Source organism: Rhodococcus sp. EPR-134, assembly GCF_001647205.1.
Classification (GTDB): Bacteria; Actinomycetota; Actinomycetes; order Mycobacteriales; family Mycobacteriaceae; genus Rhodococcus_F; species Rhodococcus_F qingshengii.
This window is the reverse complement of the sequence record NZ_LVCT01000434.1, coordinates 1-10918: the sequence shown is the minus strand read 5'-3', so window position 1 is coordinate 10918 and position 10918 is coordinate 1. Positions and strand designations below refer to the sequence as shown.

10 protein-coding genes and 1 pseudogene are annotated in these 10918 nt (G+C 62.5%); 1 reads left to right on the top strand and 10 read right to left on the bottom strand.

Translation table 11 applies throughout. From position 1 onward, the window contains the following. The 3 genes and pseudogenes from A2J01_RS20140 to A2J01_RS20130 all read right to left on the bottom strand — a co-directional run. Positions 1-481: pseudogene (locus A2J01_RS20140) on the bottom strand (excinuclease ABC subunit UvrA); the annotation flags it as partial. A 52-nt stretch (positions 482-533) separates the two neighbouring features. Then, complete coding sequence (locus A2J01_RS20135; RefSeq protein ID WP_003940539.1) at positions 534-944, bottom strand: VOC family protein; 411 nt, start codon at positions 942-944, stop codon at positions 534-536. Between the two features lie 5 nt (positions 945-949). Next, on the bottom strand, positions 950-1399 hold the full coding sequence (locus A2J01_RS20130) for a helix-turn-helix transcriptional regulator (protein WP_064113421.1): 450 nt from the start codon (positions 1397-1399) through the stop codon (positions 950-952). 112 nt (positions 1400-1511) lie between these two features. Here A2J01_RS20130 and A2J01_RS20125 point away from each other — a divergent pair, with 112 nt between their 5' ends. Next, positions 1512-3470 carry a M13 family metallopeptidase gene (locus A2J01_RS20125; RefSeq protein WP_007731407.1) on the top strand — a complete coding sequence of 653 codons (1959 nt, stop codon included), beginning with the start codon at positions 1512-1514 and terminating at the stop codon, positions 3468-3470. A gap of 67 nt (positions 3471-3537) precedes the next feature. Here A2J01_RS20125 and A2J01_RS20120 read toward each other — a convergent pair whose 3' ends face one another. From A2J01_RS20120 to A2J01_RS20090, 7 genes are all read right to left on the bottom strand, one after another. Beyond that, on the bottom strand, positions 3538-3864 hold the full coding sequence (locus A2J01_RS20120; RefSeq protein WP_003940244.1) for a YnfA family protein: 327 nt from the start codon (positions 3862-3864) through the stop codon (positions 3538-3540). Positions 3865-3880: 16 nt separating this feature from the next. Then, positions 3881-4966: an ABC transporter ATP-binding protein gene (locus A2J01_RS20115; RefSeq protein WP_064113420.1), complete on the bottom strand. Its 1086-nt coding sequence runs from the start codon at positions 4964-4966 to the stop codon at positions 3881-3883. Positions 4967-4981: 15 nt separating this feature from the next. Then, positions 4982-6313, bottom strand: a complete 1332-nt coding sequence (locus tag A2J01_RS20110) for an ABC transporter substrate-binding protein (RefSeq protein WP_003940485.1) — start codon at positions 6311-6313, stop codon at positions 4982-4984. A gap of 37 nt (positions 6314-6350) precedes the next feature. After that, the gene (locus A2J01_RS20105) at positions 6351-7253 is read right to left on the bottom strand and encodes a carbohydrate ABC transporter permease (protein ID WP_064113419.1); all 903 of its coding nucleotides are present in this window, start codon (positions 7251-7253) and stop codon (positions 6351-6353) included. After that, on the bottom strand, positions 7250-8224 hold the full coding sequence (locus tag A2J01_RS20100; RefSeq protein WP_003940557.1) for a carbohydrate ABC transporter permease: 975 nt from the start codon (positions 8222-8224) through the stop codon (positions 7250-7252). Before A2J01_RS20100 ends, A2J01_RS20105 begins: the two co-directional genes overlap by 4 nt. 74 nt (positions 8225-8298) lie before the next feature. After that, positions 8299-9222: a L,D-transpeptidase gene (locus A2J01_RS20095; protein WP_064113418.1), complete on the bottom strand. Its 924-nt coding sequence runs from the start codon at positions 9220-9222 to the stop codon at positions 8299-8301. Between the two features lie 216 nt (positions 9223-9438). Further along, a partial coding sequence (locus A2J01_RS20090; RefSeq protein ID WP_064113417.1) for an FAD-dependent oxidoreductase occupies positions 9439-10918 on the bottom strand: 1480 nt, incomplete at its 5' end.

Here is a 10918-nt window from a genome sequence, read left to right as displayed (position 1 = left end):
GACGCTCTTTCGTCTGACGTCCGCCGCGTTCCATCGTGACCGCGCCTGCTCCGGAGATCGAGGCCACGTTGAACGAAAACGCCTGAGGCGAACCGATGTGAGGCTTTCCGAGACGGCTGAACAGGATGCGGAGCATCGCGTTGGCGTCGGTGGCGGTTCCGACGGTCGAGCGCGGGTCGACTCCCATCCGCTGCTGATCGACGATGATCGCGGTGGTCAGGCCGTCGAGAACATCGACGTCCGGCCGCGCGAGCGTCGGCATGAATCCTTGAACGAAAGCGCTGTAGGTCTCGTTGATCATCCGCTGCGATTCCGCGGCGATCGTACTGAACACCAGCGAACTCTTCCCCGAACCGGAGACGCCGGTGAATACCGTCAGCCTCCGCTTCGGGATCTCGACACTGATGTCTTCGAGGTTGTTCACCCGCGCGCCTTGCACGCGGATCAAATCGTGGCTGTCTGCGGTGTGCAAGGCAGTCATCGTGTCTCCATCTGTCAGTCGATCGCCGACGGTCTCAGCGCAGTTGACGGGCTCAGCGCAGCTCTTGAATACGGATCAGGTTTCCCGCTGGGTCCCGGACGGCGCAATCGCGAACGCCGTACGGCTGCTCGGTCGGTTCCTGGACGACGTCGATGTCGCCGGCCTGAAGCCGCTCGAACGTGTCGTCCAGATCTTTGGTGGCCAGGAGAAGTCCGCCGTAGGTGCCCTTGGCCATCATCTCGATGATGGTGCGGCGCTCCTCGTCGGTGATTCCGGGATCGACGGCCGGCGGATGCAGCACGATGGAGGTGCCGGGCTGGCCGGGCGGCCCCACCGTGATCCAACGCATCCCGTCGTAGCCGACGTCGTTGCGAACCTCGAAGCCGAGCGTGTCGCGATAGAAGTTCAGGGCGGCTTCAGGGTCGTCCTGCGGAAGGAAACTCGAGTGAATGGTGATGTCCATGGCGATCACGTTAATTGCGGCTGCGCGGTCTGCGCTTCTCGATTCCTGATCGGTCTGGTGACTTGTTTGGACACGCAGGACGGCATTCCTGCCGTCGACTGCTCGGCCTCGCGCCGATAGACACTGGGCGGAACCCCCACCAATTCGGTGAACTTGCTGCTGAAAGTGCCGAGAGAGCTGCAACCGACCTCGAAGCAGACGTCCGTGACACTGAGGTCTCCGCGCCGCAGTAACGCCATCGCTCGCTCGATTCGCCTGGTCATCAGGTAGGCGTACGGCGGTTCTCCGTATGCCTGACGGAATTGGCGACTGAGATGCCCCGCAGACATGTTCACTCCCCGCGCGAGCGCCTCCACGTCCAGAGGCCGCGCGTACTCCCGGTCGATACGGTCTCGCACACGTCGTAGTCGCGTGAGGTCCTGCAGGTGCGGATCTGCGGCAGGTCTGCTGGTCACGTATTCGATCGTGCCATGCCATACCGACGTTGCCCAGCACAAGAGATGAACTCGGCGTGGAGCGATCGCGCACACACCGAGCAGTTCGTCATGATCGTGTAAGGATGGAGAAATGACCACGGCTCATCGCTCAGGCATCGACCTCACCCACCTCGACGGCGACACACGGGCGCAGGACGATCTGTTCGTCCACGTCAACGGAAAATGGCTCGCCGAATACGAGATTCCGGCAGACCGCGCAGTCGACGGGGCCTTCCGGACGCTCTACGACAAGGCCGAAGAAGACGTACAGACCATCATCACCGAAGCCGCGGAGTCCAACTCGGCCGCCGGTACCGATGCACAGCGCATCGGCGACCTGTACTCGAGCTTCATGGACGCCGACGCCGTGGAGGCCGCAGGCCTCGGCCCCATCGACGACGAGCTCGACGCCGTCGCCGATGCGCCGGACCGGTCGTCGCTGGCCACCGTGATCGGACGCCACCAGCGCGTCGGCGTCGGCGGTGCCATCTCGCATTACGTCGACACCGATGCCAAGAACTCCGAGCGGTACCTGATCCACTTCAGCCAGTCGGGAATCAGCCTCCCCGACGAGTCGTACTACCGCGAGGACAACTACGCGGAGATCCGCGAGAAGTACGTCGCGCACATCGACAAGATGTTCACACTCGCCGGCGTCGGCTACGACGCCCAGCGTGTGTTCGAGCTCGAGAAGAAGATCGCGGCCGGGCATTGGGACGTCGTCAAGCGTCGTGACGCAGATTTGAGTTACAACCTGGTGGGCTTCGAGGAACTGACCGAGCAGAACCCCGGTTTGGACTGGGCGGCATGGCTGTCCGGTCTCGGCGCCGATTCGGAGAAGTTCGCCGAGATCGTGGTCCGCCAGCCCGAATTCCTGCACACCTTCACCGCACTCTGGGCGTCGGAGTCACTGGACGACTGGAAGGCATGGGCGGCGTGGAAGGTGCTTCATGCCCGCTCCCCTTACCTGCATTCGGCCCTGGTCGACGAGACTTTCGCTTTCTACGGCACCACACTGTCCGGGACCGAAGAGAACCGTGAGCGCTGGAAGCGCGGGGTAAGCCTGGTCCAGGATCTGCTCGGCGAGGCCGTCGGCAAGCTCTACGTCGATCGACACTTCCCCGCAGAGGCGAAGACCCGCATGCTGGAACTGGTCGCAAACCTGCAGGAGGCGTACCGCCGCAACATCTCCGACCTCGAGTGGATGAGCCCGCAGACTCGTGAGGCTGCATTGGCCAAGCTCGAGAAGTTCACCCCGAAGATCGGTTACCCCGACAAGTGGCGCGACTACGCCGGACTCGAGATCTCGGCAACCGACCTGGTGGGCAACTACCGTCGCGGATACGCCGCCGAGTACGACCGTGACCTGGCCAAGCTGGGCGGCCCCGTCGACCGTGACGAGTGGTTCATGACACCGCAGACCGTCAACGCCTACTACAACCCGGGCATGAACGAAATCGTCTTCCCCGCAGCCATTCTCCAGCCGCCGTTCTTCGACGCGGCAGCCGACGACGCTGCCAACTACGGCGGCATCGGCGCCGTCATCGGCCACGAGATCGGTCACGGATTCGACGATCAGGGCGCCAAGTACGACGGCGACGGCAACATGGTCGACTGGTGGACCGACGAGGACCGCAGCGAATTCGGCAAGCGCACAAAGGCTCTCATCGAGCAGTACAACGAGTTCGAGCCCAAGGAACTGCCGGGCCACCACGTCAACGGCGAGTTCACGATCGGCGAGAACATCGGCGACCTCGGCGGGCTGTCGATCGCGATCGCGGCGTACAAGATCGCGACCGAAGGTACCGAACCTCCGGTCATCGACGGACTCACCGGCTTGCAGCGCGTGTTCTTCGGGTGGGCGCAGGTATGGCGCACGAAGGCCCGTGAGGCCGAAGCGCTTCGCCGTCTGGCCGTCGACCCGCACTCGCCGCCGGAGTTCCGGTGCAACGGCGTCGTCCGCAACCTCGACACGTTCCACGAGGAGTTCGACGTCAAGCCCGGTGACGCACTGTATTTGGAGCCGGAGAAGCGTGTGAAGATCTGGTAGCAGGGGCAAGCCCCTGTGCGCGCTTAGGGACCCCCTGGACTCCCTGAGCGCGCACGGGGCCGAAGGCCTACCGGGCGTACATGATCACCCCGACGCCGACCAGACAGATCAGCGCACCGGCGATGTCGAAACGATCCGGGCGGAATCCGTCCATCACCACCGCCCACAGCAGTGAACCTGCGACGAAGATCCCGCCGTACGCGGCGAGGATGCGCCCGAAGTTCGCATCGGGTTGCATGGTGGCGACCAGACCGTAGAGGCCGAGCGAGATGACGCCGAGCCCCACCCAGATCCATCCCTTGTGCTCGCGAATTCCCTGCCACACCAACCACGCGCCCCCGATTTCGAGCAGCGCGGCGAGTACGAACAGCAACAGCGAACGTGCGACGGTCATGCCGCACACAGTATCGCTACAGACGTACTCCGGTCTCCGCGGAAAAGAAGTACACCTCGCCGGCCTTGGGCAACAGATGAAGCGGCTCCCCCGGCGCCACCGACATCTTCCGGTCGACGCGAATGACGATTCGACCGGATCGGCTCTGCCACTGGCAATCCGGTGAGCCTTTCGCGTACACGAACGATTCGGCTCCCAACTCTTCGAGCAGGTCGGCATCCACGGCCAGCGAGCCCTTTCGCCACGCGCCCACCAGATCCCACGACTCCGGGCGCACTCCCACGACGACCCGCTCCCGCTCGGACGCCCCGGTGGGCAGCGGAATCCGCAGGTCACCGAGCAATGCGACGGTACCCTCGACCGGCGCTTCGATCAGGTTCATGCCGGGCGATCCGATGAAGGCGGCCACAAAGGTGTTGACGGGGTTGTCGTAGAGTTCGCGCGGCTTCGCCACCTGCTGCAAGCGACCGTCCAGCATCACCGCCACTCGGTCCCCCATCGTCATCGCCTCGACCTGATCGTGGGTGACGTAGACCGTCGTGGTGCCGAGTCGACGCTGTAGGGCGGCGATCTGCGACCGTGTGCTGACGCGCAGTTTGGCGTCCAGATTACTGAGTGGTTCGTCCATGCAGAACACCTTGGGATGGCGAACGATGGCTCTACCCATGGCAACTCGCTGACGTTGCCCGCCCGACAGCTTTGCCGGTTTCCGTCCGAGCAAGGGTTCGAGTTCGAGCATCCGCGCGGCCTCGAGTACCCGCTCCCGGCGCTCCGTCTTTCCCACTCCGGCATTCTGGAGCGCGAAGCCCATGTTCTGCTCGACGGTCATGTTCGGGTACAGCGCGTAACTCTGAAACACCATGGCGACGTCACGTGCTCGCGGAGCGAGGTGCGTGACGTCCGTGCCGCCGATCTCGATCCGACCGTCCGACGCGGACTCGAGACCGGCGAGCATTCGCAGGCTGGTGGACTTACCGCAACCGGAAGGTCCTACGAGTACCAGGAACTCACCGTCGGCGATGTCGAGGTCGAGACGGTCGACTGCCGGTCGATCAGTTCCTTCGTAGCGGTGCGTGACTCCCGCGAATTGCACGTTGGCCATGAGTGTTCTCTCCTACTACTTCGGCAGCTTGGGGGTGATCTGCCGGTCGATGATCTGCTGCAACTGCGTGGCAACGCCGGCGAATGTCGATGCGACGTCGGCCTTCTGGAGAGCGATCTGCTCGAGTCCGGTGCCGATGATCTGATCCCCACCCGGGACGAACACGCGTGCGTAGTCCTGCGAGCGCGTACGCGAGAGCTGATCCACAGCGGTACGGGAGTTGGGGTTCGCGTCGAGGAACGCCTTCATGCTCGGCTCCGAGGTTGCCGACTTGCGGACCGGCATGTAGCCGACGTTCTGCGAGAAGTACGCCGTGTTCTCACCATTGGTGATGAAGTCGATGAACTTGAGCGCGTTCTTCTTACGCTGATCGGAGATCTTGGACGGGATGGCAAGCCCGGCACCGCCGGTGGGGCAACCGGGAGTTCCGTCCACTGCCGGGAGGAAAGCGGTGCCGAAGTCGAAGTTGGCAGTCTTCTTGATGCCGGACAGATCGCCCGTCGACGCGATGGTCGACGCCAGAATGCCGGTACCGAATTCGTTCGCGATGTCAGTGGAGACCGCGGCGTACTTCTTGTCGTGAATCATGCTGGAGAGGAACTGCCCTGCGGCAATGGTCTTCTCGTTGTCGAGCTGCAGATTCCACTGGTCGGAGTACGAGCCGCCGAACGTCCAGATTGGGCCTTCGTAGGTCCAGCCGAGGTAATCCTTCGCGTTGCCCCACCCGTGTGCCAACTTGCCGTTGCCCACGACCTTCTGCAGCTCGGGTCCCCACTCGTCGAACTCCTGCCATGTCGCCGGCCCACGGTCGGGAAGACCTGCCTGCGACCAGACCGCCTTGTTGTAGTAGAACAACGGCGTCGACCGCGCGTAGGGAAGCGCATAGTGCTTGCCCTGGAACAGGTAGTCGGCGAGCAGTGAATCGACGTAGTCGGCCGAGTCGACCCCCACCTCGGAGAAGAGTCCGTCAAGCGGCTCGATTGCCCCGGCCAGTGCATAGTTGAACCACCAGACATCGGACAGCACAACCACATCGGGCACATCTCCACCGGAGAGGGCAGCGTTGAACTTCTGTGCCACCTCTTCGTAGTTCTTGCCGCCGTCCACCAAGTTGACCTTCAGGTCCGGGTACTTGGTCTGGAAGCGGTTGATCAGTTCCTTCTCCACGTCGGTGGACTTACCCGGGTGGTTCGACCAGAAGGTGATGGTGTTGGAATCACCCGACGCACCGGATGTTCCCGCAGCATCAGCGCTCGACCCGCCGGATCCCGCGCACGCGGTCAGTGCGGCTCCGGCGGCGATTGCACCGCCGAGGCTCAAGAATCCGCGCCTGTTCATGTTTGCCATTACTGCTCCTCGAGAAAGAAATGTGACGGGAAAGCTGTCAGCCCTTGACCGCACCGGAGGTGAGGCCCTTGATCATGTGTCGTTGCAGCAGAAGGAAAATCACCAGGATCGGTAGCATCGTCAGCACCGTTCCTGCCATGACCGGACCCCAGTTGGTAAGTCCGTCGTTGTTCTGCAGTTGGGTCAATCCGATCGGCAGCGGCGCTACCGAGGAATCGTCGGACATGAGGAACGGCCACAGGTACTCGTTCCATTCGTTGACCACCGTGATGATGCCGAACGCCACCATCGTGGGTACGGAAACGGGGAGCACCACGCGCCAGAGCAACCGCCAGTGGCCGGCTCCGTCCATCCGCGCCGCCTCGACGATCTCCGAAGGGATCGAGAGGAAGTGGTTGCGCATGAGGAACGTACCGAAGGCTACACCCGCGAGCGGAACTATGATGCCCTGGAACGTGTTACGCCAGCCCCACTCTGCCACGAGCGCGTAATTCGAGATCACGGTGATCTGGTTCGGAACCATCAATGCGGCGATGATTCCGAGAAAGACGAAGTTCTTCCCCGGGAAGCGCAGGAAAACAAGCCCATAGGCGCTGAGAGTCCCCAGAACGAACTTCGCCGCCGACAGAATCGTCGTGATCACTATCGAGTTCCGCAAGAACATCCAGAACGGGACCGATGTGGTTGCTTCCGAATAGTTTTCGGGATGCAGCGACGACGGCCACCACGTTGCCGGCTGCGTGTAGCTCTCCGGGCGCTCCTTGAACGAGGTCATCACGATCCAGTAGAGCGGCAGGACGATGATGACCAACGCGATCACCATTGCCGCATAGCCGAGGATCTTCACACCGACCTCACGCCGGTCCACGTTCTTGCGGTCCGGCCCCGGCCTAACGACGGAAGTCGGAGCAGCGCTTTTCTTTTCCTCTACCGCTGTCATTTCTCTTCTCCCCGATCCATGGCACGAACCTGGTAGACGGTGATGATCAGCAGGATCAGGAACATGATGGTGGCAACCGTCGCACCGTAGCCCGCCCGGAAGTTTCGGAACGTCTCGTTGTACACCTGGTAGACCATCGTCGTCGTCCCCGTACCCAGCGGGCCACCACGGGTCATGACGTTGATGATGTCGAAGACCTGGAGCGAGTTGAGCATGACGGTGATGGAGAGGAAGAACGTCGTCGGGCGCAACTGAGGTAGGAGAACCCGGCGGAACTTCGTCCACGGCTTGGCACCGTCGATTTCGGCGGCTTCGTTCAACTCTTGCCGAACTCCTTGCAGCGCAGCGAGATAGATGACAAACGTGTAGCCGAGGTTCTTCCACATGTATGTCACCGTCACCATGAACAGCGCCCAGTGGGGGTCCTGATAGAAGTCGGGCGATTGGAGTCCGACGCGGTGCAGGAGATCCTGGATCAGACCGAAGTTGGGGTCGAAGACGAACTGAAACGCGACACCGATCGCTGCACCGGAGATGACGAACGGAGCGAAGATGGCCGACCGGACCAGGTTTCGCCCGACGAGCTTGCGATCGAGCAGCATGGCCAACGCCAAACCGATGACCATCGAACCCACCACTGTGACCAATGTGAATACCACTGTGTTGGTGACGATCTGCCAGGTGTCGCTTCGTCCGAACCACTCGCGGTAATTGCTCAGCCCGATGAACGTCGCCTTCGGGTCCGCAATGTTCCAGTCGAAGAACGAAAGTCGGATGTTGTCCACCAGCGGGCGATAGGTGAACAAGATCAGCAACGCGAGATTGGGACCTACCAAGAGCGCGAACAGCGCGTAATCACGCCATGGTCTGCCCCACAGACCTGGCTTGCCTGATGTGGGCAGCGTTCTTTCCGGACTCGATCTCACTGAGGCAGTCTGACCGCCCGCAACGAATGAATGGTGAACGTACAAGACACTCGAGCTGAACGCGACACGAAAAAGGCCCTGCGCGAATACTTCTCGCGCAGGGCCTTCCTCGTCGATGTCTAGCGGTTCCAGTCGCCCAATCCGTCGGCGCCGCTGAGGACTCCACCTGCGGTGTTCTGCACGATCACCGGGTCACCCTTGCCTGCGTTCTCGAAGAACCACTTGGCGTCCTCGGTGCTGACATTGAGGCAGCCGTGGCTGACGTTGGTGAAACCTTGTTGCGCAACCGACCACGGAGCGGCATGGACGAAGATGCCACTGTAGGAAATTCGTGTCGCGTACTCGACGTAGGTGCGGTAACCCTCGGGAGAATCGATCGGGACGCCGTACGTGGACGAATCCATGTACATGTCGCGCAACTGCTCGCCGACGATGTACGTGCCGTTCGGTGTTTCGTGACCCGGCTTGCCGAACGACGTCGGCATGGTGCGCACGACCTCACCGTTGCGGGTGACGGTGACCTGCTTGGTGTTGTCGTCCGCGACGGTGACGAGTGCGTCACCGATGTTGAACGTGGAGTGCGAATCACCGGCGTCGACGGTCACGGAGATGTTCGCCGGCCAGAACTGTGTCGGCTTCCAACGGACCTGGCTGTCGTTGATCCAGTAGAAGCTGCCCTCGACCGGCGGATCGGTGGTCACGCGAATCGCGCGTTCGGCCGTAGCACGGTCGCCGACGGCCTCGTTGAATCGAATGATGATCGGTTGCGCGATACCGACGGTCTCGCCCGCGGACGGATTGAGCGACGGCGCGGAGAAGTTGGGAGCGCCGATGGGCGCCTGGATCGGCGTACCCGGGATGCCCGGAACCGGAATCGCCGGATCGAGGTACGGAACGCCGGGAATGACGGGCAACGGAATGTCCGGTCCACCGGGGAAGAGAGGAACGGCCGCGGAAGGTCCGGCGAGAGCCAGGCCGGCAGCCACCGCTCCGACGATTGCCACGGCAACCCGTGACGTCCGACGACCCTGTTTGCTGCCCATGTCACTACCTTCGCTCGACTGACCACGTACTCACGTGGAGTTTGCGCGGCCGGCATCGATACCCGCCTGGTACCGATGCCGATGCACCATTCGGACGCACCCGCTCGGAGCACACCTACACACCCGAGCACGCCGAAGAGAGCAAACCGCGCATTTCCATAGTCATTAACACACAAATGCGGCAATCGAGCAATTCGGATGTTCGCCCAAACGTTGCTATCCCTCGCTGCGGGCAGCCGCCAACATGGATTCGATGGAGATGAGTTTGGTTCGCGGCCGTCCGGTTGCGGCACCGGATGCGCGTTCTGCCTTGTCGATCCGCTGCCAACCTTGATAGTCCACCTGATCCGGCGACCGGTCTGCCAACAAAACCTGCAACTTGTCGGCATCCTCGGTCGGGGTGGCGAGGCGCCCACCAGCGAAGTCGTCGAAGATCATCGACACGGTCTCGGCGGAGCAGTACTTGTTGGTGCCGATCACGCCAGTCGGTCCGCGCTTGATCCAACCCGCGACGTAGACACCCGGGATCGGCGTGCCGGTCTCGGTGTCGATTACTCTGCCGTTCTCGTTGGGGATCACGCCGCGAGCGTCGTCGAAGGGCAAGTCGGCCATCGGTGTGCCGCGGTATCCGACCGACCGAAGCACCAGTGAAGTGTCGATCGTCTCCTCGGTTTCGGTAGGCCGGGCGGAGAGCTGACCGGTCGGCGTTGCCACCAATTCGTTTTTCACGATCCGCACCTGTGAGACTGCACCGTCGCCGAGGACCTCGACGGGAGAGGTGAGGAACCGGAGAACGATCCGCTTGCGAGAAGGATCTGCGGTACGCGAAGCAAATTCCTGCGCCTGCTTGACCTTGAGCAGGACGGACGGCTCGGCGGCATCGCTGTCCACGAACGCCTGACTGGCCTCGTCGAGTTCGGCTTCGATCGGGTCGACGACTACGTCCACGTTCGCCATCTGTCCGAGCGCCAACAGTTCGGGATTGGTGTACGCGGCCTGCGCCGGCCCACGACGCCCGAGAATGACCACCTCACGAATCTTACTGTTCCGCAGCGCTTCCAATGCGTGCTCGGCGAGGTCCGTCTTCGCAAGCTGGTCAGGGTCGGTCACCAGGATGCGTGCGACGTCGAGTGCGACGTTGCCGTTTCCGACGATCACCGCTCGCTCGCCGGACAGATCGAAAGTCCGATCGGCATATCCCGGGTGGCCGTTGTACCAGGCGACGAACTCGGTGGCGGCGTGACTTCCCGGCAGATCCTCGCCCGGGATCTCGAGCTTGCGATCCCCGGCAGCGCCCACCGCGTAGATCACTGCGTGGTGATGGTCCAAGAGTTCCGAATGCGAGATGTGGGTGCCCACCTCGACGTTGAAGTGGCAGCGCACAGTCTTCTTCGCGACGACGGCGCGGAACTGATCGGTGACCCCCTTGGTTCCGGGATGGTCTGGCGCCACGCCGGCGCGCACCAAACCGTAGGGAGTGGGAAGTCGATCGAACATGTCGACCTCGACGCGAGGCTTGCCGGTCAGTTCCATCGCCGCGTAGCAGGCGGCCGGGCCGGAGCCGACGATCGCTACTTTCAGCGTTCCCAGTTCGGGATCGATCTTGGCCATCGTGATCGGCTCGGGCCAATCCGGGCCCATCGGATGCTTCTCGAAGTACGACGCGTTCATCTGCAGGTACGGCGCGTCGTCCTCG

Coding starts and splice junctions, on each gene's coding strand:
- A2J01_RS20135 (WP_003940539.1), bottom strand. CDS start 944: ATGGACATCACCATTCACTCGAGTTTCCTTCCGCAGGACGACCCTGAA.
- A2J01_RS20125 (WP_007731407.1), top strand. CDS start 1,512: ATGACCACGGCTCATCGCTCAGGCATCGACCTCACCCACCTCGACGGC.
- A2J01_RS20120 (WP_003940244.1), bottom strand. CDS start 3,864: ATGACCGTCGCACGTTCGCTGTTGCTGTTCGTACTCGCCGCGCTGCTC.
- A2J01_RS20115 (WP_064113420.1), bottom strand. CDS start 4,966: ATGGCCAACGTGCAATTCGCGGGAGTCACGCACCGCTACGAAGGAACT.
- A2J01_RS20110 (WP_003940485.1), bottom strand. CDS start 6,313: ATGGCAAACATGAACAGGCGCGGATTCTTGAGCCTCGGCGGTGCAATC.
- A2J01_RS20105 (WP_064113419.1), bottom strand. CDS start 7,253: ATGACAGCGGTAGAGGAAAAGAAAAGCGCTGCTCCGACTTCCGTCGTT.
- A2J01_RS20095 (WP_064113418.1), bottom strand. CDS start 9,222: ATGGGCAGCAAACAGGGTCGTCGGACGTCACGGGTTGCCGTGGCAATC.